Origin of the sequence: Kitasatospora sp. NPDC127116, from assembly GCF_042677365.1 — a bacterium.
GTDB classification, from domain to species: Bacteria; Actinomycetota; Actinomycetes; order Streptomycetales; family Streptomycetaceae; genus Kitasatospora; species Kitasatospora lactacystinica.
Genome location: NZ_JBHXTL010000028.1, coordinates 11,519 through 35,219, shown reverse-complemented (window position 1 = coordinate 35,219; position 23,701 = coordinate 11,519). Strand labels below are relative to the sequence as shown.

Annotated in this window: 22 protein-coding genes; 10 read left to right on the top strand and 12 right to left on the bottom strand. The window is 75.0% G+C overall.

What is annotated here, in order from left to right:
* Positions 1-2,592, bottom strand: a complete 2,592-nt coding sequence (locus tag ACFVHV_RS14245) for a cytochrome P450 (protein ID WP_359902626.1) — start codon at positions 2,590-2,592, stop codon at positions 1-3.
* A gap of 342 nt (positions 2,593-2,934) precedes the next feature.
* On the opposite strand from ACFVHV_RS14245, the gene ACFVHV_RS14240 reads away from it, so the two are divergent.
* The 4 genes from ACFVHV_RS14240 (at position 2,935) to galE (ending at position 6,877) form a co-directional block, all read left to right on the top strand.
* On the top strand, positions 2,935-3,699 hold the full coding sequence (locus tag ACFVHV_RS14240; protein WP_380351353.1) for a sigma 54 modulation/S30EA ribosomal C-terminal domain-containing protein: 765 nt from the start codon (positions 2,935-2,937) through the stop codon (positions 3,697-3,699).
* 52 nt (positions 3,700-3,751) lie between these two features.
* The gene (locus ACFVHV_RS14235; protein WP_380351351.1) at positions 3,752-4,261 is read left to right on the top strand and encodes a hypothetical protein; all 510 of its coding nucleotides are present in this window, start codon (positions 3,752-3,754) and stop codon (positions 4,259-4,261) included.
* Between the two features lie 845 nt (positions 4,262-5,106).
* Positions 5,107-5,730, top strand: a complete 624-nt coding sequence (locus ACFVHV_RS14230) for a hypothetical protein (RefSeq protein ID WP_359902618.1) — start codon at positions 5,107-5,109, stop codon at positions 5,728-5,730.
* Positions 5,731-5,860: 130 nt separating this feature from the next.
* Entirely contained in the window at positions 5,861-6,877 is a 1,017-nt protein-coding gene (gene galE, locus ACFVHV_RS14225; protein ID WP_359902616.1) for a UDP-glucose 4-epimerase GalE, read from the top strand.
* A 13-nt stretch (positions 6,878-6,890) separates the two neighbouring features.
* On the opposite strand, the gene ACFVHV_RS14220 is transcribed toward galE, so the two are convergent.
* Complete coding sequence (locus tag ACFVHV_RS14220; protein WP_380351349.1) at positions 6,891-7,583, bottom strand: lytic transglycosylase domain-containing protein; 693 nt, start codon at positions 7,581-7,583, stop codon at positions 6,891-6,893.
* A 71-nt stretch (positions 7,584-7,654) separates the two neighbouring features.
* Positions 7,655-7,861, bottom strand: coding sequence for an antitoxin (locus tag ACFVHV_RS14215; protein ID WP_359902610.1), 207 nt, complete (start codon positions 7,859-7,861; stop codon positions 7,655-7,657).
* A gap of 267 nt (positions 7,862-8,128) precedes the next feature.
* Here ACFVHV_RS14215 and ACFVHV_RS14210 point away from each other — a divergent pair, with 267 nt between their 5' ends.
* Complete coding sequence (locus ACFVHV_RS14210; RefSeq protein WP_380351347.1) at positions 8,129-8,743, top strand: DUF6542 domain-containing protein; 615 nt, start codon at positions 8,129-8,131, stop codon at positions 8,741-8,743.
* Positions 8,736-10,364, top strand: a complete 1,629-nt coding sequence (locus ACFVHV_RS14205; protein WP_359902605.1) for an LCP family protein — start codon at positions 8,736-8,738, stop codon at positions 10,362-10,364. Before ACFVHV_RS14210 ends, ACFVHV_RS14205 begins: the two co-directional genes overlap by 8 nt.
* A gap of 22 nt (positions 10,365-10,386) precedes the next feature.
* On the opposite strand, the gene ACFVHV_RS14200 is transcribed toward ACFVHV_RS14205, so the two are convergent.
* Together ACFVHV_RS14200 and ACFVHV_RS14195 are read right to left on the bottom strand one after the other, a co-directional pair.
* Positions 10,387-10,719, bottom strand: coding sequence for a hypothetical protein (locus tag ACFVHV_RS14200; protein WP_380351346.1), 333 nt, complete (start codon positions 10,717-10,719; stop codon positions 10,387-10,389).
* Positions 10,716-11,543: a nucleotidyltransferase domain-containing protein gene (locus ACFVHV_RS14195; RefSeq protein ID WP_359902599.1), complete on the bottom strand. Its 828-nt coding sequence runs from the start codon at positions 11,541-11,543 to the stop codon at positions 10,716-10,718. The genes ACFVHV_RS14200 and ACFVHV_RS14195 overlap by 4 nt, the downstream gene beginning before the upstream one ends.
* Before the next feature lie 121 nt (positions 11,544-11,664).
* On the opposite strand from ACFVHV_RS14195, the gene ACFVHV_RS14190 reads away from it, so the two are divergent.
* The gene (locus tag ACFVHV_RS14190) at positions 11,665-12,099 is read left to right on the top strand and encodes a DUF4259 domain-containing protein (RefSeq protein WP_380351344.1); all 435 of its coding nucleotides are present in this window, start codon (positions 11,665-11,667) and stop codon (positions 12,097-12,099) included.
* A 22-nt stretch (positions 12,100-12,121) separates the two neighbouring features.
* Here the strand turns inward: ACFVHV_RS14190 and ACFVHV_RS14185 are convergent, their stop codons facing one another.
* Positions 12,122-13,363, bottom strand: a complete 1,242-nt coding sequence (locus ACFVHV_RS14185) for an MFS transporter (RefSeq protein WP_380351343.1) — start codon at positions 13,361-13,363, stop codon at positions 12,122-12,124.
* A 135-nt stretch (positions 13,364-13,498) separates the two neighbouring features.
* Between ACFVHV_RS14185 and ACFVHV_RS14180 the strand changes: the two genes are divergently transcribed.
* On the top strand, positions 13,499-13,942 hold the full coding sequence (locus ACFVHV_RS14180; protein WP_359902591.1) for a helix-turn-helix domain-containing protein: 444 nt from the start codon (positions 13,499-13,501) through the stop codon (positions 13,940-13,942).
* A 361-nt stretch (positions 13,943-14,303) separates the two neighbouring features.
* Positions 14,304-15,644 carry a streptophobe family protein gene (locus ACFVHV_RS14175; RefSeq protein ID WP_380351341.1) on the top strand — a complete coding sequence of 447 codons (1,341 nt, stop codon included), beginning with the start codon at positions 14,304-14,306 and terminating at the stop codon, positions 15,642-15,644.
* Between the two features lie 104 nt (positions 15,645-15,748).
* On the opposite strand, the gene ACFVHV_RS14170 is transcribed toward ACFVHV_RS14175, so the two are convergent.
* Together ACFVHV_RS14170 and ACFVHV_RS14165 are read right to left on the bottom strand one after the other, a co-directional pair.
* A complete protein-coding gene (locus ACFVHV_RS14170; protein WP_359902585.1) occupies positions 15,749-16,255 on the bottom strand; it encodes a hypothetical protein in 507 nt (168 codons plus the stop codon).
* A 75-nt stretch (positions 16,256-16,330) separates the two neighbouring features.
* A complete protein-coding gene (locus ACFVHV_RS14165) occupies positions 16,331-16,705 on the bottom strand; it encodes a DUF1304 domain-containing protein (RefSeq protein WP_359902582.1) in 375 nt (124 codons plus the stop codon).
* A 429-nt stretch (positions 16,706-17,134) separates the two neighbouring features.
* Between ACFVHV_RS14165 and ACFVHV_RS14160 the strand changes: the two genes are divergently transcribed.
* Positions 17,135-18,484 carry an acyltransferase gene (locus tag ACFVHV_RS14160; RefSeq protein WP_380351339.1) on the top strand — a complete coding sequence of 450 codons (1,350 nt, stop codon included), beginning with the start codon at positions 17,135-17,137 and terminating at the stop codon, positions 18,482-18,484.
* A gap of 37 nt (positions 18,485-18,521) precedes the next feature.
* Here the strand turns inward: ACFVHV_RS14160 and ACFVHV_RS14155 are convergent, their stop codons facing one another.
* From ACFVHV_RS14155 to hppD, 4 genes are all read right to left on the bottom strand, one after another.
* Complete coding sequence (locus tag ACFVHV_RS14155) at positions 18,522-19,310, bottom strand: DUF3050 domain-containing protein (protein WP_380351337.1); 789 nt, start codon at positions 19,308-19,310, stop codon at positions 18,522-18,524.
* A gap of 133 nt (positions 19,311-19,443) precedes the next feature.
* Positions 19,444-20,412 (bottom strand): transketolase C-terminal domain-containing protein, encoded by a 969-nt coding sequence (locus ACFVHV_RS14150; protein WP_359902571.1) that lies wholly within the window; start codon positions 20,410-20,412, stop codon positions 19,444-19,446.
* Positions 20,409-21,596, bottom strand: a complete 1,188-nt coding sequence (locus ACFVHV_RS14145) for a thiamine pyrophosphate-dependent dehydrogenase E1 component subunit alpha (protein WP_380351335.1) — start codon at positions 21,594-21,596, stop codon at positions 20,409-20,411. Before ACFVHV_RS14145 ends, ACFVHV_RS14150 begins: the two co-directional genes overlap by 4 nt.
* The gene (gene hppD / locus ACFVHV_RS14140; protein WP_380351334.1) at positions 21,593-23,563 is read right to left on the bottom strand and encodes a 4-hydroxyphenylpyruvate dioxygenase; all 1,971 of its coding nucleotides are present in this window, start codon (positions 23,561-23,563) and stop codon (positions 21,593-21,595) included. The genes ACFVHV_RS14145 and hppD overlap by 4 nt, the downstream gene beginning before the upstream one ends.
* Positions 23,564-23,701 lie beyond the last annotated feature (138 nt).

Genomic DNA, 23,701 nt, shown 5'->3' with positions numbered 1-23,701 from the left:
TCACCGGCGCCGCCCGTGGTCCGGCACCAGGTACCGGTCGCTGGTGCTGGTCCAGGCCAGAACGCCGGCGACCAGCTCCCGGGTGCCGTCCAGGTACCAGCGCCCGGCCGGGTGGCGGCGCAGCAGGTCGCGGCGCAGTTCCTCGCTCTCCTGCTGCAGCCGTGCCACCCGGGCGCGCACCGCGTGGACCGCCCGGCCGCGGGTCCAGCCGTGGGCCCGCTGGAGGGTGAGCACCGTGTTGAACGCGGGCCCGGCCTGCCGCTCCTCGCGCCGCAGTGAGTAGAGGTCGTTGATCAGTGTGGCGGCGTCGGCGGTGTTGGCGCGCAGCCGGTGCAGCGCGGGCTCCGCGTGCAGTGCGGCCGGGGCGTCGGCGCCGTGGACCCGTTCCAGTATGTTCATGAACGGGTAGAGGCAACTGCCGTGCCGGCGCAGCTTCATGGTGTCGGTGAGGTCGAGGCCGAGGGCGGGCACGGTGCCGCGGGCGCGGTGGTCGGCCTCGGCGGGGAAGGTGGCCAGGCAGGCCCGCCACTCCCGGGCCGCCCGGGCCCGCCACTCGGGGGAGGTCGAAGCGGTCTGCCGCTTCCACAACTCCCGCCAGGAGACCAGCATGTGGCTCTCGGACGGGCTCTGGGACGGGCTCCCGCCGCGGGTGCCGCCGAGGACCGCGATCAGCGGGTCGACCACGGCGTGGGCCGCGGCGGGGTGGCGGCCGGGCGGGCCGTCGAAACGGTCGTCCAGGATGGTGAACCAGCCCAGCATGTCCACCAGGAGGTCGAGTTCGGCGCCCCGGACGCGGGGGAAGGCGTGGCCGATCAGCTTCTGCAGCCCGTAGGCCCGGTAGCGGGGCAGTTCCGCCGGGGTGAGCAGGCCGCGGCGGACCACCCAGTCGGCGTGCCGGTCGGCGGCGAGGCGCAGCTCGTCGGACGGCCGGGGGTCCGCCGAAGCGGCCGGACCCGCGGGGGAGGCTGGACCGGCCGGGGTGGCCGGACCCGCGGGGGCGGCCGTGGGAGCGGTCGTGGTGGTCGTGGAGGTGGTCGTGGGGCCGGTCGTGGAGGCGGTGCCGGTGAAGGGACACCGGACCGGCGGCGGCTCACCGTGCGAGGAGGGCACTGCGGCCCCCGGTGAGGACGCGGCATCGCCCTCTCGGGAGGCCGCCGCGGTGCGCCCGCGTGGGGAGCGCGCGCCGCGCGGCGCGAGCCGCACCCGAAGGCCGTGCGCCTGGACCGTCGTCCACACCACCTCGCGGGCCCGTGCCCCCGGCACCGCCGTGGGCCGCCAGCGGCGCAGGATCGTCGCGGCCGCGACGGTCAGTTCCGCCCAGGCGAAGGCCTCGCCGATGCACTTGTGCTTGCCCGCTCCGAACGGCAGGAAGGACGGCCGCCCGGAGCCGCCGCCGTCCTGCCAGCGCTCGGGCCGGAAGTTCATCGGCTCCGGGTAGCGCACCGGGTCGCGGTGCAGCGCGGTGAGGCTGTACAGCAGCTCGGTGCCGGCCGGGACGCGGTACGGGCCGAGCTCGACCGGCACCCGGGCGGTGCGCATCAGGAAGGCGTTCGGCGCGTGCAGCCGCACCACCTCCTGGGTGACGCTGCGGGTGTAGGTGAGCCGGGCCAGTGCCTCCGGGGTGGGGACGGCGCCCGCGGGCAGGTGCTCGTCGAGCTCGGCGAGGATCCGGGCCTCCACCTCGGGGTGGCGCAGCAGCTCGTCCAGCAGCCAGGTGAGCGTGGTGGAGACCGTCTCGGTGCCCGCGCCGAACATGGTGATCGCCTCGGACCGCACGTCGGCCTCGGTGAGCGGGCGCCCGGTGGCCGGGTCGGTCGCGGCGCGCAGCAGGGCGGGCAGGGTGCGCCGGCCCGCTCCGGGGCCCGTGGTCGCGGCGCGGCGGTTGACGGCCTGGTCGACCACCCGGTTGAGCACCCGCACGGCGTCGTCGAAGCGCCGGTTGACGGGCAGCGGCAGCCGGGCGAGCGCCGGGTTCGGGTAGAGGGACTGGACGATCTGGCCCTTCACCAGGTCCGGCAGCGCCCGGTGGAACGCGACGGTGGCGTCCTCGCTGAGCCGGGCGTCGAACAGCGTGCGGGTGACGATCTCCAGCGCCAGGTGGTTCATCTCCTTGGCCACGTCGAGGACCTGCCCGGGGCGCCAGCGTCCGGCCCGCTCCTCGGTGACCTGCTGCATCACGGCCAGGTACTCGCCCATCCGGTCCGGACCGAAGGCCGGCTGGATGATCCGGCGGCGGTCGCGGTGGGCCTGGCCCTCGGACATCAGCAGGCCGTCGCCGAAGGCCGTCCTGAGGGTGTCCTGGACGGCCCCGCGCGGGCAGTCGTGGGCCAGTGCCACCAGCAGGGTGTGGACCAGCCGGGCGTCGGTGACCACGCAGACGGTGCGTGGTCCGAGCCGGATGCGGACCACCCCGCCCTGGCGGGCGAGCGAACCGAGGAAGCCGAGCGGGTCGCGCAGCAGGGCGCCGGCGTGCCCGAGGCCGGGCAGGGCGCCGGGGGCCAGCGGCGGGACGGCGGCGCGGGCCAGCGGGGACGGGCCGGGAACGGTTCTCGGGGGGACGATCAGCTTCCGCGTTTCGGTCAGCAGGGACATGACACTACCTCTCAACCAGAGTGGCCGGTGCGGGCGATGCCGGGCGGCAACGGCGGGCCGGCCGGGAGCCGGGGGACCGCCCAGCGCGGGCCCCGCGCGCGCCCCCGGCGGGAGGGCGCACGTTGAGCAAACGCGCCGGTTTCCCGAGCGTTGCGCCGAATGTGCGGGGATCACTCCAACGGCCGAGTGGATCGACCCTTTCGTGCGTGCTCGAAACTCCGTGTTGACCTGCGCGGATGCGTCCGTACGGGTGGTCCGCGGCTTGCCTGCGAGGCAGGGTCTTTGGACCCTCGCCGCACGGGCGTGCGAGGGACAGCATGGATGCGGAGAAGGAGGAACCTGATGACCCGTCTGCGCCACCGGCCGGCCCTCGACGTCCGGGTGGAGATCCGCGGCGAGCTGCCCCGCGAGGACGCCGAGTACGCCCGGGCCCGGGCGCTGGCCACCGCCACGGCGCTCGGCCCCGACACCCGCGCGCTGCGACTGCGGCTGACCCGCTCGCGCAACCGGTCGGTGACCCGGCCCGCGCTGGCCCAGGCGGACGTCGAACTGGCGGGCGTCGGGCCGGTCCGGGTGCAGCTGGCCACCGGCACCGCACGGGAGTCCGTCGACCTGGTGCTCGGCACGCTGGCCGGCCGGGCCGTCCGACTGCGCGAGCAGGGCGACATCGGCTTCGCCGCCGCGTACGAGAGCGCCTACCGCCCGCAGTTCGCCTACCGCCCGCTCGCCCAGCGGCGGATCGCCCGGCACAAGGCGGTCGTGCCCGCCCGCCGCAGCCCCGAGCAGGCCGTGCTCGAACTGCTCGCCCTCGACCGGCGGTTCCACCTCTTCGCGGACGCCGCCACCGGCCGGGACGGCCTGGTCCACCGCTGCTCGCCGGGCGGCATGCTGGAGTTGTGCGCCGCGGGCACCAGTGCGATGCCCCCGCTCGACCTCGCCGAGGCGGCCCGCCGGCTCTGGCTCACCGGTCGCCCGTTCGTCGGCTGGACCGACCCCGGCGACCACCGGGCGCGGGTGCTCTACCGCCGCTTCGACGGCCACTACGGCCTGATAGCGCCGGTATCGGACGGCCGGATCGGGGCAGGAACCCTGTTGGCACAGGACTGACACCACGACGCAACGACCACACCACGAACTCTCCACGACAGGGGCCGGGACCATGGACTGCGACGAGGTCATGCTGACCGTCCGGATCACCGCCGCCGAGCGGGCACTGCTGCGCGACCTCGCACGCGGGCACGGCGGCGACGTCTCCGAGGTGGCGGTGGACGGGCTGCTGGAGGTCATCCCCGCACTGCACGACGACGCCTGCGGCCTGCCGCTGCTGCGCGTTCTGGCCAGGCCGGCACCCTTCGCGCTCACCCTGTGGCTGCCCGCGCCGGTCGCGGACCTGCTGCCGCTGCTCGGCGAGCGGCTCGTACGGACCGGCGGCCCCGCGGCCGGGCCGGCCAGCGCCGCGCTCTCCGCGGCCCTGCGGCTCTGGCTCGCCGGGGACCGGGTCGTCCTGGCGGCCGGGCTGGCCCGGTTGCACGGGGGCTGCGGCGCCGGTGCGGTGGAGGCGGTGCGACCGGGGGTGGGTGCGGCGGTGCGCTCCGGGGTGGGCGGGGCGGTGCGTTCCGGAGTGGGCGGGGCGGCCTTCGGGGTGGAGCCGGTGAAGGCCGCGGCCTGACCTCCCGGCCTGCCTGACGATCCGTCATATGCGCTGGGTGTAGGCGAGTTCGGCTGCCTGAGCCGCGCCCCGGCCGCCGTCCGGGGCGGGTCCGGTGCGCCCGAACCGCGGTCCGGCCGAACCGGGCGATCGAACCTGGCGAACCGGGCGTCGAACCGTCCGGGGAATTCTGCAAGAGGTTTCTGTTATTCCCGGTCACCCCTCCCGCTCTCCGAAGTGTCGGAAGACCCGGGCCCCCTCCACCGCGGGGACGCGCGGGTCGTCGTCGCACGAGGAGGGAACGCGATGGGGCACCCGGGCGGCGGGCTCCGCCGGCGCAGGAGCGCAGGCTCACCCCATGAGGTGTCCATCAGCCAGATCGCGCCGAATTCCGCCGACCTGATTCGACGGGCCGCGCCCGCCCGGCACTCCCGGTCCGGCGCCCCGGCCGGCAGCCGCGCGCCGACGCGGCCGCCCGGACGCGACCACCCGCCGAAGCCGGCCGCCGGTCCACCCTCACCGCGGACGGCGGCGCGCCGCTGCCCGGGCCCGGAGCGCGGCGGTACCGCGGCGGCCGGCCGCCGGAGCCGCGACAGTCGAAGCGGCAGCCCTTACCAGAACTGGTCGCTGTCGAAGACCTCGTGAGCCGTTCGGGGTAAGGCTGTTCCCGTGAGCCCGTAAAACCGGTCGGCCCGTACGCCGGCCGACCCTTCGCCCCGAGCCGCCGACGCCCGCGCGCCGCGAGGCCCGCAGGCCGGCAGGTCCGTCGCGCCGGGAGCGGCCGCCGCCCACCCAGCGGCAGCCGTTCCCGGCGCCGGCCGTTCCCAGCGTCCCTGCCCCCCACACCGCCCCGAGGACCCTCCCGTATGCGAACCCGCCCCCACCTCGCCGCCCTCGCCCTCACCGCCGCGGCCCTGCTGTCCGCGGCCGTACCCGCCGCCGCCCACGGCGACAGCGTCCACCTGGACGTCACCGGCCAGCAGAACGGCCGTGTCAGCACCGTCGCCACCTGGGAGAACGACCACGACCCGGTGACCGGGGAGTTCGCCGGCACGCTCCTGGCGACGGCCTCCGACGGCCGCACCGTCGGGCCCTGGCGCCTGGTCACCGTCCCCGGCCGCCCGGGGACGTACACCACCCGGGAGGTCCTCCCGGTCGGGCACTGGCGGGTGACGGTGGACTGCGCCTTCCCCGCCCTCGGGCACGGCGAGCGCGAGCTCGACGTCGACACCGTCGAGATCGCCGACCCGGCGCCCCCCACGGCGCTGTCCGAAACCTCGCCGCGGTCCGCCGGGGTGACCCCCGCCCCGCTCCGGGAGAGCACCGGCGCGACGGGGACCACCGCCGCCCCCGTCTCCGCCCGGGAGGCCTCGCCCGGCCCCGCCCACGCGACCACCTCCGACGCCACCGCCTGGGCGGCCATCGGCACCGCCTGCGCGGCCGTCGTCCTGGTCGCCACCGGGCTCTGGCTGCGCCGTCACCGCGGCTGAGCCGCCCGGAAGCCGCCCGCCCCGGGAACGGGGACGCACCCGCCGTGGAACCGGCCGGGTGCGAACCGACGTCCCTTCCGGTCACCGGGCGCCACCGGGCGCCCGGACGACCGCAAGGGAGCGTCCGCGCATGAAGAAGGTCCTGATCACCGGCGGCGCGGGTTTCATCGGCAGCACCGTCGCCTCCGCCCTGCTCGACCGGGGGATCACCCCGGTCGTGCTGGACGACCTGTCCCGGGGCCGGACCGAGTTCGTCGCGGACCGGGTCTTCTACCGGGGCGACATCGCCGACGCGGCCCTGCTCGACCGGATCTTCGCCGAGCACCCCGACATCGACGCCACCGTGCACTGCGCCGCGAAGATCGTCGTACCGGAGTCGGTGGCCAAGCCGCTGTACTACTACCGGGAGAACGTCGCCAAGACCGTCGAACTCCTGGAGGCCCTCCAGCGCCACGGCTGCACCCGGGTCGTCTTCAGCAGCTCCGCCTCGATCTACGCCCCCACCCCCGACGCCCGGGTCGACGAGAGCAGCCCGGTCGACGCCGGGAGCCCGTACGCGCGCACCAAGCAGATGATGGAGCAGGTCCTCCAGGACTGGACCCGGGGCGAGGGCGCCGAGCGCCAGCGGGTCATCGCCCTGCGCTACTTCAACCCGATCGGCGCCGACCCGCAGCTGCGCACCGGCCTCCAGGACCTCCGGCCCACCCACGCCCTCGGCAAGCTGATCGAGGCGCACACCACGGGCACCCCGTTCACCGTGACCGGCACCGACTGGGCGACCCGCGACGGCTCCGGCATCCGCGACTACGTCCACGTCCAGGACCTCGCCGAGGCGCACGTCGCGGCGCTGCTCCGGTTCGACGAGGTGATCGCCCCGGGCGTGGCGGACCGCTACCGGGTGATCAACGTCGGCACCGGGGACGGGACCACCGTGCGGGAACTGATCGCCGCCTTCGAACAGGCCGTCGGCACCGGCCTGGAGGTGCGGGAGGCGGGCCCGCGGCCCGGGGACGTGATCGGCTGCTACGCCGTCGTGGACACCGCACGGGACCTGCTCGGCTGGCAGCCGCGGCGCGGCATCGCCGAGGGGGTCGCCGACGCGCTGGCCTGGCGGAGGGTCTGGTCCGCCCGGATCGGCGTCAGCTGACCGCCGGAGGCTGTCAGGCCACGGCCTCGCCGGACTTCGACCAGTTGTCGCGCAGCCGGTCGAGGTAGGACTGCGCCTGGGAGCCGATCTTGACGCCCCGGGCGAAGGCCAGCATGTTGCCCGCGCCCGCGTTGTAGCCGAGGGCGACCAGCTCGTCCCGGGTGAGCGGCACGCCCGGGCGGGCGGGCAGCTGCGCGGCGAGGTCGTGCAGGTGCCAGGCGGCCGCCTGGACGGCCAGGTTCCGGTCGTCCGGGAGCTCCTCCCACTGCCGGGAGGCGAACGGGCGGCCGGGTTTGGTGTCGTCGAAGGCGGCCCGGTGCATGTTGGCGATGCCGAACGAGGCGTCCGGCTTGCCGCGCTGCCAGGCCCGTTCGAGTTCGGGGTCGTGCGGCTTGTACGCCTCGTTGTAGAGGATCGCCATCAGCAGCTGCGGGTTGACCCCGGCCTCAGCGGCGTACTGGCGGACCGGTGCCGCGTAGTCGGCCGGGTCGTAGCGGCCCGAGGGCTTCGAGGGTTTCGACGGCGGAGCGGAGGAGCCGGCCGACGGTGCGGTGCCCGGGGAGGGGCCGGAGGCGGCGGTGGGGGAGGGGTCGGCGGAGGCCGCGCCGTCGTGGCCGTTGCCGCGGACGAGACCCAGTCCGGCCACCACCACGACGCCGATCACCAGCCAGCGTCCCCGGCCGGACCCCTTCTTCTCCTCGCTCACCGCTGCCGCCCCTCCCCGTTCGCTCGTGCGCCCGTTCGAGCGCCGTGCGGCTGATCGCTCCCTGCGGCAGGTTACTCGGCGGGCTTCTGGTCGCCGTCGAGGTTGCGCAGGAAGTCCTTCGCCTTCTCGACGCCGGTGTCGATCTGCCCGCTGTACTTGCCGTCCGTGCGGTCGTCGATCGCGTCGCCGACCTTGTCCAGGCCCTGCCCGATCACGTCGCCGTGCTCGCGGGCGAGGTCGGTGGCCTTGTCCGCGAGGTTCTTCAGACTCTCAAACATGGTGACGCTCTGCTCCTCTGATGCGTTCCTGATGGTGTGCCGACGTGGCGGGGATCATGACCATCCTAACGACGGCCCACCAGGCGGTTCGTCGCCGCCGGGTGACGGCGGATGACTTTGCTGAAATGGGTTCGTATGCTCAGGCCATCTTCTACAGCGATGTAGAGGGTGGGGTCCCCACCAGGACGCCACCAGGACCGAAGGCGTCCCGGCACGCGCGGCGGCGCGATCGCTCCGCCGCGGCCGCAACGATCGAGGGAAGTGCGCATGGCCGGTCAGCGGGCGAGAACGCCGTACCAGGACGCGGGACCGCGCACCGAGGACCGCGCCCTGCCCGCGCAGCGCTCCCGGGCGGCCGGTGCGGGCGGTCCCGGGAGCCCCGCGGCGCCCGGGGCGCCCGGGGCGGCCCGGACACCGCGCCCCGGGGCGGCCCGCCGCCGCCAGCAGGCGCGTCGTCGCGGCGCGACGGCGGCCGTGCTCTCGGCGGTCGGGCTGCCGCTGCTCGGGGCGGTCGCGGACGAGGTCGACGGACCGGGCATCAGCCTCCTCTTCGCGGTGGGCTCGGTGCTCGGGACGGCGGCCGCCGCACTGCTGTGCAGCCGGGCGGGCCGGTGGTGGGTGGTGACGGCCGCGCCGGTCGTGGTGCTGCTCACCGCCTCGGGCGTCGAGTACCTCGCGCACCCCGGGACGTACCAGGGGAAGAACCTCGGCACCGGCGCGCTGCGCTGGGTGGTCGGGGCCTTCCCGGTGATGGCCGCGGCCGTCGCGGTGGCGTTCGCCGTGGTCGCGGTCCGCGCCGTGCCGACCCGCCGCCGGGTGGTGCCGCAGCGCCGACGAACCGGCCGGACGGCCGCCCCGGTCGGAAGGGGCCGCCGTGGCTGAGCGCGGCAGCAGCCGTACCGGCGGCCGCGGTCAGCGCGGGCAGCGCGGTCAGCGCGGGCAGGCCGCGCGCCGCGCCGCCGCCCCGCTGACCGTCGCCGGGCGCACCCTGGCCTGCACCGTCTCGGTCGCCGTGCTCGGCGCCAGCGGCTTCACCTGGTACGAGTACCGCAGCCTGGACGACGGCATGGTCAAGTCCTCCGCGCTGAGCGAGGCCAAGAAGAACGCCCCGCCGCACCTCGACAAGTCCGTCAACCTGCTGTTGATCGGCCTGGACAGCCGCAAGGACATGGACGGCAACGACCTGCCCAAGCAGTTCGTCGAGGACGAACTGCACGCCGGCTCCAGCGGGATCGGCGGGTACAACACCAACGCCCTGATCGTGCTGCACATCCCGGCCAACGGCGGCAAGGTCACCGCGCTCTCCGTCCCGCGCGACGACTACGTGCAGACCGTCGGCGCGGACGGGAGGATGCACAAGATCAAGGAGGCGTACGGCATCGCCAAGGAGGCCGCCGAGCAGAAGCTGGCCGGCAAGGGGCTCTCCAAGGCGCTGCTGGAGCGGCAGAGCCGCGAGGCCGGCCGCTCGGCCACCATCCAGACCGTGCAGAGCCTCCTGGACGTCCCGATCGACCACTTCGCGGAGGTGAACCTGATCGGCTTCTACGACATCGCCAAGGCGGTCGAGCCGATCCAGGTCTGCCTCAACCACCCGGTGGACGACCCGATCATCGCCCGGACCGCCACCCACGAGGGCGGCGGCACCGGCCTCAGGCTCCCGGCCGGGATCAGCTCCCTCAAGGCCGCGCAGGCACTCTCCTTCGTCCGCCAGCGCCACCACCTCACCAACGGCGACCTCGACCGCACCCACCGGCAGCAGGCGTTCCTCTCCTCCGTCGAGTACAAGCTCAAGCAGCAGGGCATCCTGAACGACCTCGGGCAGATGCAGAAGCTGTTCGCGGTGGTGAAGAAGGACGTGGTCATCGACAACGAGTGGAACATCCTCGACTTCGCCCAGCAGGCGCCCAACCTGACCGGCGGCAACGTGGAGTTCAACACCCTGCCGATCAGCGGCTTCAGGACGGTCGGCGGGCAGGAGGTCAACACCGTCAACCCGGACCTGATCAGGAAGATCGTCCGGCAGCTCTTCAACCACGAGCCGGCGCCGGCCCCGCCGGCCGCCGCGCCGCCCGGGGACGGGCCGGGCGAACCGGCCCCGTCGCCCTCCGCCACCCCGAGCACGGCGCCCAAGGCGCTGGTCGACGTCAACGCGGCCGCGGGGGCGGGCGCGGCGGCCGACGAGTCCAGGGCGCTGGCCGAACTCGGCTACCAGGCGGGCCGGATCGGCGACGCCCCGGCCAGGACCCGGGCCACCACCGTCGCGTACGGGTCGGGGGCCAAGGCCGACGCACAGCACCTCGCCGCCCGCTACGGGGTGAACGCCTTCTTCTCGTCGGCCGTCCCCGCGGGGCGCATCCTGCTCACCCTCGCCGTCTCCCGCACCCCCGCGCCGACGGCCGTCCCCTCGGCCGCCGCGGCCGGCGATCCCTCCGCCGACCCGGCGGCGGGGCTGCCGATGCAGGGACCGGCGGTGAAGGCGGGCGGGATCCCGTGCGTGGACTGAGGCCCGGCCGGCGGCGGGGAGTTCAGCCCCGGCCGGGGCGGGTGTCCCGGAGCGGCTCCCGGTCGAGGACCTCGACGTACACGATCCGCCCGCCGACGACGTCCAGGACGAGCATGCCGTGGGCCGGCGAGAGCGGGACGCACCGGTGGTCCGGGCCGTAGGGCCGACCGTCCGGGCGCGGTTCCGTCCTGAAGCTCTGGCAGAAGCCGTCACCGCAGCCGCACTCGGCGACCAGCCGCAGGCCCCGGGCGGCGACGGCCAGTTCGTGCTCGCCCTCCTCCTCCAGGAGGTCGACCAGTTCGTCGAGCAGGTCCGGGAAGACCTCGCGGAGCAGCGGGTGCTGCGGCGCCGTCACGGGCGGGGCGCCTTCACGCCGTGGACGGCGGCGTACTCGGCGGCGAGCCAGGGGCCCAGGTCGTCGACCAGCTCGGTGAGGGCGGCCCGGTCGGCAGTGGTGGCGGCGGTGCGGGCGACGGTGACGGCCAGGCGCGCCTGGGCGGCCCGCTCGGGGTAGTAGCCGGCGAAGACCTCGGCGGAGGCGGCGAGGTCGCTGGTCCAGCCGCCCCAGCGGGGCATGACCAGGGTGAGGCAGCTGCGGACGAGATGGCGGGAGACGGCGCGGGCGAGGCGGCGCAGTTCGGCCTCGGGGTCGGCGGCGGTGTCGGCGGCGGCCAGGCGTTCGCGCCAGCGCGGCAGGAACAGGGCGAGGTCGCCGTTGGTCTCCCGGGCGAGCAGCGGGGTGGGGCGGTAGCGGGGGAGCCGGGCGGCGAGGTCCTCGCCGAGCAGCGGGGTGCAGAGACAGGCGACGAACCAGCCGAGGTCGTGGCGTTCGAGCTCGCTCAGCAGGGTGTCCGTGCCGGCGAGCACCACGCCGACCCCGTTCACCTGCGCGAACTCGCCGTCGAGCGCGGCTTCGAGGGCGTCCGCCCCGGCCCGGTCCGTGGCGGTGGGCTCGTGGTGCAGGGCGAGCAGCAGGTCGAGGTCGGAGACGCCGGGGGTCGCGGTGCCGCGCGGGACGCTGCCGTAGAGGTAGGCGCTGTGCAGCCGGTCGGGGCCGAAGGCCGCGGCGATCCGCTCGCGGGCGGCGGCGACCACCGGCGCGAACGCGGGCGGCACGCGGTCCAGCGAGCCCTCCCGTGCGATGCAGCCGTCCCGGTCCAGTCCCTGAGTGGTGGTCATGGGGGCACTCTGCCCCACCCCCACCCGTGGTGACCAGCGATTATCCGGCGGCCCGGCGGATTGTCAGTGGGGCGTGCAAGCATGCGACGCACACGAACACGAGAGGCGTGAGGGGATCGGCATGGGCACCTGGGACATCGGGCACTTCGACAACGACTCGGCGGCGGACTTCGGCGGCGGTCTGGACGACGCGGCGCCGGGCGAGCGCGAGGCGCTGCTCCGGTCCGCGCTGCTGTGCGCCGTCGGGTCGGAGGAGTTCCTGGACTCCGACGAGGCGGTGGAGGCGGTCGCCGCCGCCGCGCTGGTGGCGGCGCAGTGCCCGGGCGGGACGGCGGTGACCACGGCCTACGGGCCCAAGGAGCCGATACCGCCGCTCGCCGCCGAGCTGCGCCCGCTCGCGGTGGCGGCGCTCGACCGGGTGGTGGCGGCGGAGTCGGAGCTCGCGGAGCTGTGGGACGAGACGGAGAGCGGTCCGGCCTGGCGCGAGGGCATCCTGGAGCTGCGGGCGGTCCTGGCCGCGGCGGTGTCGGCGGACGCGCCGGTGGCCGGGAGCTGAGCGGGCCCGGGGCGATCGGCCGTCACGTGCGGGCCGCCGTCCACCAGTAGCCGAGCGCGGTGAGGCTGGTGGCGGCGCCGAGCAGGCAGACGGCCGTCCAGCCGCCGTGGTCGTAGACGACGGTGGACAGGATCGCGCCCGCGCCGCACCCGGCGGAGTAGAGCAGCATGTAGCCGGCGGTCAGGCGGCTCCGCGCCTCGGGGCGGAGCTGGTAGAGCAGGTGCTGGTTGGCGACGTGGAGGGACTGCAGGCCGTAGTCGATCACCACCATGGCGAGCACCAGCCACCAGACCGAGTGCGGCAGCAGTGCGGCCGGGAGCCAGCCGACCAGCATGGCCACCAGGCCGATTCCGGCGGTGCGTTCGGCCCGGCCGCGGTCGGCCTGACGGCCGGCGTACCCGGCTCCGAGCGCTCCGGCGGCGCCGGCGAGGCCGAAGAGCCCGATCTGGGTGTGGCTGAGGTTGAACGGCGGTGCGGCGAGCGGGAGCACCATCGGGGTGAGCAGCACGGTGACGGAGGTGAAGCCGAGCAGGGCGAGGACGGCCCGGGTGCGGAGCACGCGCTCCTGGGCGAAGAGCGCGAACACCGAGCCGACCAGGCGCGGGTAGCCGATCCGCTCGGCCGTGCGGTGCCGTTCGGAGGGGACGGCGGCCGCGACGGCGAGGGCCATGGCGGCGGTCGCGACGGCGGAGACGAGGTAGACGGCCCGCCAGCCGGCCAGGTCGCCGATGGTTCCGGCGACGGTTCGGGCGAGCAGGATGCCGATCACGATGCCGCTGGTCACGGTGCCGACCACGCGGCCCTGGTCGGCCGGGGCGGCGAGTTGGGCGGAGTGGGCGACGACCACCTGGGCGACGACCGCGAGGACGCCGACGGCGGCCATCGCGGCGAGCAGCAGCGGAGCGGAGGGGGCGAGTGCGACGGCGAGGAGGGCGAGGACGGACAGGCCGAGCTGGGAGGTGATCAGGGTGCGGCGGTTGACGAGGTCGCCGAGCGGCACGAGCAGCAGCAGGCCCAGGGCGTAGCCCGTCTGGGTGAGGGTGCCGACCAGGCCGATGGTCGCCGGGTCGATGCCGTAGTCCCGGGCGATCAGGTCGAGCAGTGGCTGCGAGTAGTAGACGTTGGCCACGGCGAGGCCGCAGGCGACGGACAGCAGCCAGGCGACGGCGGGTGACAGGCCGCGCGACGGGGCTCCGCCGGGGATGCCGGACGGGTCGGCGGTGGCGTCCGTGGCGGAGGCGGTTGTGCGGGCGGGCGAGGTCATGGGCGGGGCTCCCTCGAACGGCACGGTGGTTTCAAAGTGCTACCGCGACACCATGGCATAGCCTGGTTTTAATAAGCAACCACGTCCTGGTCGGTAGGCTGGGCGCCGACCGGTGAGGGCTGAGAGGTGGGAGAAGTGCCGAAACGCACCACGCACGAGGAATCGGCCTGCCCGGTCGCCCGTCCGCTCGACGTCGTCGGGGACGGCTGGACGCTGCTGATCGTCCGTGACGCCTTCGACGGGCTGAGCCGCTTCGGGCAGTTCCAGCGGAACCTCGGCCTGGCCAAGAACATCCTGTCGACCCGCCTGGCCAACCTGGTCGCCAACGGCGTGTTCGACCTCGCGCCGGCCACCGACGGCAGCCCGTACCAGGAGTACGTGCTCACGGAGAAGGGCCGCGCGCTGTTCCCGGTGATCACGGCGCTGCGCCAGTGGGGCGACCAGTGGTTCTTCGAGGAGGGCGAGCCCCGGGCGCGGCTGGTGGACCGTGACTCCGGTGCGCCCGTCGCGCCGGTCGAGGTGCACGCGGCGGACGGCCGGGTGCTGGGCCCCGAGGACACGAGGGTGCTGCTGCCCTGAGGCGCGCCGCCGCCACCGGACGGGCGGCGGCCGGAGGCGGGGAGCGGTGCGGGCGCCGGGTCGGCTCGCCGTTTCGCGGGCGGCCGAGTCGGGCGCGTCCGGCCCGGCGAGCCCTGTCGCCGGCTTCCGGCCGCTCCCGCTGCCCCGTTCGCCGCTCCCGCCGCCCCGTCCGCCACTCCCGCCGCCCCCGCCCGTCGCAACAGCGGGTGTGCGGGGCGTCGCCGAGCGTGCCCGTCGGTCGTCGGTCACCCTGGAAACCTCACCGGGCGTCGGCCGGGCGTCCGCCGGGAGCTCGATCGGGCCGATCGAGCCCAGGCCCGCCCCGGGCCCCGGAGCGGCCCGCGAGCGACGAGGAGGCGGCATGCAGCAGCCCACCACCCGGGTCGCGGGCCCGCCCGGCGCCGTACGCGGCTGGCTGGAGGCGCTCGCCGTCGTGCTGGCCGGACTGGTCGCGATGGCGGCGGTGGCCGCGCTCGGCCTCTGGCTGGCCGGCGCCGACGACCTCCCGGACGGCGGCTTCCCCGCCGTGCTGGCCGCGACGCTCGCGCTCGCGGTCGGGGGAACCGTCCGACTCGACGGCGGCGCGGGAGACTTCGCGGCCGTCGGGGCCGGGATCAGCGCGATGCCGCTGAGTGTCTCGGTGGCCGGAGCGGTCGCGATGGCCGAGGTGTTCCTGCGCGGGCTGCGCTTCCGTGCGGTCGCGAGCGGCGGTGAACTGCTCGGGCGGATCGGCCGGACGCTGCTGCTCTGGGCGCTCGCCCTGGTGCTGCTGACCCTCGGTGCCCGGCACAGCTTCGTCGTCCCGCTCGGCGGTGACCTGGCGGAGTCGATCGGCGGAGCGCTCGGGCTGACCCCGGAGGTCGGCTTCCACGCGGACGGCCCGACCACCGTCGGCATCGGGCTGGCCTGGCTGCTGCTGGTGCTCGCGCTCACCTTCGCGGTGTCCCGACGGGCCCCGCTGCCGCCCGCGCTGGTGCGCCACCAACTCGCCGTCCGCCCGGCCGCCTCGGCGCTCTGGCTGGTCCTGCTGGCGTACCTTGCGATCGGTGCGGTGGCCGGGGTGCTGACCGCGATCGTGCACGGCGACGCCCGGCAGACCCTGGCCGTGGTGCTGCTCGCGCTGCCGAACCTGGCCTGGCCGGCCTTCGGCCTGGGACTCGGGGCCGAGTGGCACGGTCGGCTGGTCGGTACGCTCGGGCTGCCCGTGCCCAAGGCGCTCAGCGCCGTGCTGCGCGCCCCCGAGGGCGGGCAGGCGACCGTCGACCTCGGCACCCTCGCGGAGCAGGGTGCCGCCAGCTGGTGGCTGCTGCCGCTGGCCGCCGTCCTGCTGCTCGCGGCCGCCTTCCTGGCGGCCCGCAGTGCGCCGCGCACCGTCCTGCTCCGGCAGCACGCCGTCCGGTTCGCGGTCGCCACCGCCGTCACCGTGCTGCTGGTGGGTCTGTGGAGCCGGGTGGACGCCGCCTACGGGCTCTCCGTGCTCGGCGTCGGCCTCGGCCAGGGCGGTCTGGGCGACCTGCTGGGCGCCGTGCTCGGCGCCGAAAACCCGCTGGCCGCGCTGGGCGGCGGCAGCCTCACCCTGCGCCCGGTGCTGTGGACGGCGGTGCCGCTCGCGGCGGGCTGGGGTCTGCTGACCGGTGCGCTCGGCGCCCTGCTCGCCACCCGGGTGCGCCACCGCGGCGAGCTGCCGGCGGATCCGCGGTGAGGGGCGCCGGGCGAGGAGCACGGAAGCGAGGGGCGGCGATCTCGGCGGCGAGGGGGCGCGGGGTGAGGTGAGGGGGCGCGGGATGAGGGACTGCGCGGACCGGCTCAGAACAGCCGGTGGCCCTGCACCCACATGGTCTTCCGCCCGTTGGCCCGGATCAGCCGCAGCTTCTTGATGCCGTCGTGCACGCTCGCGCTGAACAGCAGCGAGGGGCCGACGATCACGCCCGCGGCGGCCAGGGCGAAGAGCATGCCGAAGTTGTCGACCGCCTGGTCGTCGCCCTCCTCGACGGTCCGGCCGCCCAGCTGGATCAGCAGGGGGACGGTGACCAGCAGCGAGAGCACCAGCAGCCAGCCCAGCGCCCGGTGGATCCGCCGCTTGACCCGCGCCCTGGTGGCGGTCTCCACCCGGACGGAGAAGGAGCGCCGGCAGCGCGGGCAGATGACGCCGATCTCCCGGTCGCCGCCGGTGGGCCGGGGCGAGCCGCCCTCCGGCAGGTGGGCGATGCTCCAGTTGACCTTCGTCACGGAGGCTCCGTGCTCGACGCTCACCCGGCAGCCGAGGCTGACGACGTACCGGTCGCTGATCGGGATCCTGACCACTGCTGCCACCCCCAGCCTCCGCGACCGTCGCGGGGTAGGCGGATCGTAGCCCTTCCGGAGGGCCTCGAAACCGCTGGTGCGGCGTCAGAAAGCCTCGGCCAGAAGGATGATGGCCGCCGGGACGGCCTGACCGAGTGCGCCGCGCCACAGCTTCGGTTCCGAGGTGAACAGGGTGATCCCGCCCGCGACCATGAACGCGGCGACGTAGAGCACCACCGGTCGCCCGGCCCCCGGGTGCCCGGCGTGCAGCAGGACCAGTCCGGCGACCAGGCCGAGTGCCAGGAACAGGTTGTAGAAGCCCACGTTGACGCGCCAGAGCCGGACCTCCGGGGCGTCCGCCGTGCTGCCGGTCAGCACGCGGCGCACCCGTGGGTGTCCGTACAGGAAGCTCTCCAGCGGCCACACGATCAGGTGGATCGCCGCGGCGACCACGGCGAAGACCTGGCTCACGGCGTTCATGGCGGACGGCTCCCTCCTGGCGGGGCGGCGGAGGCGGGTGGGCGGTGGCGGTGGCCGGACGGTGACGCCGGGCGGCCGGAGCGGTCGGATCGGCCCGGCCGGGCGGCCGCGGCGCCGCGGGCGGGCCGCTGCTCGCGCAGCGCCGGCGGCGGATCGTCGAGATGGGCCCGGGCCGGTCCGATCGAGGGCGATCCGGTGCCGGTGACCCGTGCGAGGGGCGGCGCGGCGGGTGCGCCGGGGCGCTTTCCCATGGTGCGCATTCTATCGCCGGTGCGGTCGCCGCGGCGGTCGAAGAGCCCTTCCGGAGTGCGGGATTGGACTGGACCACTGCCTCCGCGCACCACTATCGTTCGGCGTGCCCGCGGATCGCGCGCCGCCGGAACGCATCGCGCGTCGCCGGAAGTCGTCGAGTGCTTCGGAACGGAACCCATGAGCATCTGGCCGCAGTTGCGAAGATCCAGGACCGTCCGGGTCGGGCAGGCCACCGGCCGGGTGCTGCGCTGCGGCCTGATGGACACCATGCTCGCCGACCTCGCCGTCTCGGTCGCGCTCTGCTTCGAGCACCCGCTGGACGACGACCGGCTCGCCGCCGGGCTGGCCCGTGCGCTGGAGCGGGTGCCGGTCTTCGCCGGACGCCTGCGCACCGTCGAGGGCGTCCTGGAGGCCGTCTGCGACGACACCGGCGTGCCGTTCGAGGTCTACGCCGTGGAGGGCACGCTCGCCGAGGCGATGGGTCGGGTGACGGCGCCCGGCTCCGAACTGGTCGCCCCGCTGGACGCCCGCGCCGCGCGCGACGGCGGCGTCCCGCTGCTCACCGTACGGGTGACCCGCACGGCCGACGGCGGCACGGTGCTCGGCTGCTCCTGGCACCATGCGATCGGCGACCTGCACAGCTTCATGCTGCTGCTGCGGGCCTGGTCCGCGGCGGTCGAGGGGGAGCCGCTGCCGGAGGCCGAACTCGTCGACGACCAGGACGAGTTGCTGGCCGAGGTGCTCCCCGTCGAGGACTGCGGCCGGCCCGGCTTCCGGCTGCCCTCGGCGGAGGAGGCGGAGCTGCTGGCCCGCGAGGTGGCGGCCGGGCCGCGCGCCAACCGGCTCGTCCAGATCGCCTTCACCGATGCCGAACTGGCCCGGATGTGCGAGGAGTTCGGCGCGGTGGCCGGGCGCCGGCTCTCCTCCGGGGACGTGCTCTGCGCCCACCTCCTGAGCACCCTGCGGGAGCTGGACGGGGACGAGGCCGAACGGATGCTGACGGTGCCGGTCAACGTGCGCCGCTGGCTGGGCCTGTCGCCCGCGCTGATGGGCAACCTGCTGAGCGAGGTCCATCTGCCGCACCGGCCCGAGGACGGCCCGGCGGTGCTGGCGGGCGCGCTGCGCACGGCGCTGGAGGAGTTCCCCGCCGCGCACCTCAACCTCCGCGCCAACCTGTGGTTCCTGGCGACCCTCGGCCGCGCGCGGCTGCGCGACTGCGTGCCGCTGGGCTTCGACCCGGCGGCACGGCGGTTCAGCTTCTCCAACTGGAGCGGCTTCGGTGCCTATGCGGTGGGCTTCCAGGGGAGGCGTCCGGTGCTCTTCAGTCCTTCCGCCAACTATCCGATTCCCTGGGTCTGTTGGACGGTGGAGGGGTTCCGCGGCGAGGGCCGGCTGGCCACCGTGGTGCTGCCGGCCCGGCTCGCCGCCCGGGTGCGCGGGGCGGAGGGCCGGGCGGCGTTGCACCGCTACCGGCGGGCGGAGGATCAGCCGCCCGCGTCGGCGGCCGTCCTGCCCAAGGTGATCTAGGTGGTCCGGGGTCCGTCCTGAAGGACTACTGGAAGGACTACTGGAAGGACTGCTCGATCGCCGTCCACAGGCCGAGCCGGGCGCGCAGCGCGGTGCGGACGGTCTCGGCGCAGGAGTCCCACTTGTCCTGGTCGTCGCCGCACAGGTCGATCAGCATCTGCATCGCCATCGGGGTGTGCTGCTCGCCGTCGACCTCGATGTGACGGGCCAGGTAGTCCTTGAAGACGGTGAGCGTGTCCTCGGGGTCGTCGATCCGGATGACCTGGGCGAACATGTCCGGGATCAGGTCCTCGCGGCCGAAGGCGAAGGCGGCGGCCCGGCAGTGCACCGGAGCGTTCTCCACGATCGACCAGGTGGTGGAGGTGAAGTCGAGGGCGGCCTGCGGAACTTCGGCCTTCTTCAGGGCCTCCGGAACGGTGCTGCCGGCGCCCAGCAGGGCCAGGAACTCCTCGATCGGACGCGGATCGGCACCGGCCAGCCGCATGCCCTCCACGTACAGCTCGAAGTGGCTGGTGTAGCCCTCGCCGAGCTCGTCGCTCTCCTCGACCAGGACGATCTCGTTGATCAGCCGGCGGCTGGCGGTCGGGCCGTTCGGGACCCACGGCACGTCCACGCAGGTGAGGTCGCGCTGGAGGCTCTTGAGCAGCGACATGAAGTCCCAGACGGCGAACACGTGGCTGCCGAGGAAGGTGCGGACACGCTCGATGCCGGTGAGCGAGCGGTACACCGAGTGCTCGACGACCTCGCGGCGCAGCGGGTCGATGGCCTGCTGAAGGCTGCTCAGGCCGGGGTGCGAACGGTCCCAGTGGTAGCGGTTCGTGGACAATGCGACTCCTTGGTGGGCTCGTTGGACAGTCAACGGGTCTACGGGGGTCTTGCGCGATCATCGTACGGTTTCTGGCGCGTACTCGTCAGTGATCTTTGTGATTCGATGCCGAACAGTTCGTGGACGGGTGCGGTCAGCGGTGCTTCAGCACGAGGCCGAGCGCGTGCCGCAGTTGCTCACGACCGGGCTGGACGGCGCGGTCCAGGGCCGGGGCGAAGGGCAGCACGGCGCCGTCCGGGCGGGTGATCCGGCGGGGCGGGGCGATCAGGCGCATCTCCTCGGCGGCGGTGGCCAGCACCTCGGCGCCGAAGCCGCAGCTGCGGTTGGAGTCGTCCAGGACGACCAGTCGCCCGGTGCGCTCCAGCGAGTCGGCGAGCGCCTGCCAGTCGAAGGGGTACGCCGTGCGCGGGTCGAGGACCTCCACCGAGACGTCCGGCGCCAGCTCCTCGGCAACCGCGAGGGCGTCGTGCACCAGGTGCCCGAGGGCGACCACGGTGACGTCGGTGCCCGGCCGGTGGATCCGGGCCCGGCCCAGCGGGACGGGCACGAGGTCCCAGGTGACGGTCTCGCGCACCGGCATCGCGGCGGCGGGCGCGAACACCACGACCGGGTCCGGGTCGCGGATCGCCGAGCGCAGCAGCCCGTAGGCGTCGGTCGGGGTGGCGGGCACCACGGTCTTCACCCCGGCGTGCGCGAACAGGCTGTACGGATGGTCGGAGTGCTGCCCGGCCCAGCCGTCCCGGGAGCCCGAGCCGGGCACCAGGCAGGTCAGTGGGACGGTCGCCTGGCCACCGGTCATCAGCGAGAACTTGTGGGCCTGGTTCACGAGTTGCTCGAAGACCAGGAACAGCAGGGACGGGATCTGGAACTCCAGCACCGGACGCCGGCCGGCCAGCGCGGCGCCGACCGCCATCGAGGTGAAGGCCTGTTCGGACAGCGGGGTGTCGACGATCCGCCCCGGCCCGAAGCGGTCCAGCAGGCCGAGGGTCGGCCCGGCCAGACCGGCGCCGATGTCCTCGCCGAAGACGCAGACCGCCGGATCGGCGGCGAGTTCGTCGGCCAGCGCCCGGTTGAGCGCCTTGGTGTACGAGAGCCTGGTCACGGTGTCACCCCCGCCCGGGGCCGCAGCCCGTCGGCATACAGGTGGTCCAGCGCCCCCGCCGGGTCCGGGTGCGCCGAGGCGAGCGCGAACTCCTCGGCGGCGGAGAGCTGTTCGGCCACCGCGCGGTCCAGGTCGGCGACCGTCGCGGGGTCGAGCAGGGCGGCGGCCCGGGGGAGCGGGTCGCGCTCGCGCCAGGACCCGACCTCCTCCGGGGAGCGGTAGCGCAGTTTCATCCGGCGTTCCATGGTGTGGTGGCCCTCGTAGCGGTAGGTGCGGCAGACCAGGAAGCCGGGGCCGCGGCCGGTGCGGGCCCGTTCGACGGCGCGCAGCGCGGCGGTGCGAACGGCCTCGGTGTCCATGCCGTCCACCTCCTCGGCGGGGATGCCGAAGGCGGCCGCCCGGCCGGTGGCGCTGCCCGCGACGGCGGTGGCGGCGGGCAGGGTGGTGGCGTAGCCGTTGTCCTCGCAGACGAACAGCACCGGCAGGCGCCACATCGCGGCGAGGTTGAGCGACTCCAGCAGGACGCCCTGGTTGAGCGCGCCGTCGCCGAAGAAGGCCACCGCGACCGGGGTCCGGCCCGAATCGGGCCGCCCGGCGACGGGACCGTCGGCTGTCACCCGTTCGGCCGCCGACCGTTCGGGGGAGGAAGCGGCCCGGGCCGCCCAGGCGGCGCCGACGGCGATCGGGGCGCCGGCGCCCACCATGCCGTTGGCGCCGAGGATGCCCAGCGCGAAGTCGGCGGCGTGCATGGAGCCGCCCCGGCCGCCGTTCGATCCGTCGACCCGCCCGAGGAGCTCGGCGAGCAGCCGGTGCGGGGCGGTGCCCCTGGCGAGCACGTGGCCGTGGCCGCGGTGGGTGCTGGCGAGCCGGTCGTCGGGGCCGAGCGCCGAACAGACGCCCACCGCGACGGCCTCCTGCCCGATGTACGGGTGGATGCCGCCGGGGATCGCGCCGGACTTCACCAGGCCGAGCGCCAGCTCCTCGAAGCCGCGGATCAGCCGCAGCATCCGGTAGCGCTCGGCGGGGGTGTCCAGCGGGGCGGGGCGGGCCTGCGCGCCGGGGCGGGCCTGCGCACCAGGGCGGGCCCGCACATCGCGGCGGGCCCGTGCGTCGGGGCGGGCCTGCGCGCCGGGGCCTTCCGGCGGGCCGGCGCCCTCGTCGGTCGTGCGTGCGGGAGCGGTCACGGCCGTCCCCGCCAGATCGCCGGGCAGAACAGCGGGTCCGCGTAGTCCGGCCGGTCGTCGTCCGTGCGGCGCACCAGGACGTCGTGGTTGTACACCACCGGCTCGCCGTCCGGCCGGTCGTGCCGGCGGTACTCGTTGGCGCTGTCCTGGAGGTGCAGCGAGATCGCCCGGCGCGGGTGGGAGGCCAGGTTGGGGCCGCTGCCGTGGTAGGTGCGGCAGTGGTGGAAGGACATGTGGCCGCGCGGGATCAGCATCGGCACCTTCCGCACCCGCTGCCCGTTGTGGGCGGCGTTGGCGGCCAGGATGTCCTCCAGCTCGGAGCCGTCGCGGTCGGCGAAGTGCCGGGTGGAGTCCTCGCCGGAGGGCAGCTCCCGCCAGCGGTGGCTGCCGTCGACCATGGTGATGGTGCCGTTCTCCTCGCGGCAGTCGTGGAACGGGATGAAGGCGGTGAGCATCTCGTCCGAGGTGCAGGTCTGCCAGTAGTGCTTGTCAAAGTGCCACGGCACCCGGTTGCTGGGCTCCTCGGGCACCGGGGGCTTGTAGATGAGCGTCGACTGGAAGATCCGGATCTCCTCGGTTCCGGCGAGCAGCGCGGCCACCGCGCCGATCAGCGGCTTGCGCAGGACCGCGCCGATCGCGTCGCTCTCGTAGTGCACGTAGTCGTTGTGCCGCTGGACCGGCCCGTCCTCGGGCCGCCAGGAGGCCAGCCGGGGCGGCCGGGCGGGCAGCTCGCGGTCGCGGTGGCCGGCGTAGTACAGCTCGGTGGCGGCCTGGAGGGTGTCCAGTTCCTCGTCGCTGAACAGCCTGCGGGAGAGGTACCAGCCGTGCTCGCGGTAGTGCGCCACCTCGTCGGGGGTGGGCAGCAGGGCGAGCTCGGCCTCGGTGAGCCGGAACTCGGAGGCTGCGGCCATCGGGAGGGCCTCCTTCGGATGCGCGGGGGAGGGCCGGTCGGCGGCGGTGGGCCGGGCGACGGCTGCGGGCCGGTCGTCGGCGGTGGGACTGTGCCGTTCGACGGCCTCGTAGAGGGCCTTGATGTTCGCGGTGCCGAAGGTACCCGCTCCCTGCCGTTCGATCAGTTCGAGGAAAAAGGTGCGCCGGGGGTGTGTCGAACGGGCGAAGATCTGGAACAGCTGGCCGCCGTGGTCCTGGTCGACCAGGACGTGCAGGTCGCGCAGGGTCGCCACCGGGATGGCCGTCCCGCCGAAGCGCTCGGTCAGGGCGTCGAAGTAGGCGTCCGGGGTGCTCAGGAACTCCACGCCGCGCTCCCGGGCGGTCCGGACGGCGCCGGTGATGTCGCGGGTGCTGAAGGCGAGGTGCTGGACGCCGGCCCCGCCGTGGGCGGCGAGGAACTCGTCGATCTGGCCGGGGCGGCGGGTGGTGTCGGGCTCGATCAGGGTGAAGGTGACGCCGCCGGAGGCGCTCTGCACCACCTTGGAGTCCATCGCCTGCTCGCCGACCTCGATGTACTCCTCGAAGATCGTGCGGAAGCCCAGGGCCGTCTCGCAGAACCGCACGGCGTCCGCGAGCGTGCCGGCCGGCAGGCAGATCGCGACGTGGTCGAGGTCCTCCAGCAGGCGGGGCTCCGGGGTGGGCCCGGCGTCCGGCAGCGGCACCAGGCGCAGTGCGGTGTCGCCGAAGCCCTCGATCAGGGCGCCGGCCCGGTCGAGCACCCGGGCGCCGTGCCGCTCGGCCCGGTCCAGCGCGGCCGCCGGGTCGGCGCAGCCGAGCGCGAGGACGGCCACGCCGTCCCCGTGCCGGGCGACGTACTCGGCCACCGGGTGCTCCGGGTCGGGGGCGGAGGTCAGCCGCAGGCGGATGGTGCCCTGGCGCAGCCCGACGGTGCGGGCGCCGTCGGGCGCGGTGGCCGGGGCGTCGACGGTGAAGCCGTGGTCGGCGCGGAGTCCGGCCGCGGTCTTGTCGGCGTCCGCGCAATGGAACTCGACGTGGGTGATGGTCTGGATGGACAACGGGATCTCCCCCCGGAGGGAACGGTGGATCGGGGATCGGCGCGCGGGCCGCCGCGCGGCGGTGGGCGGCGGGCGGTCGCCGACGGGCGGCGGCACCCGGCCGGCGGCACTCGGGCCACCGCCGGCGGGCGGCCACTG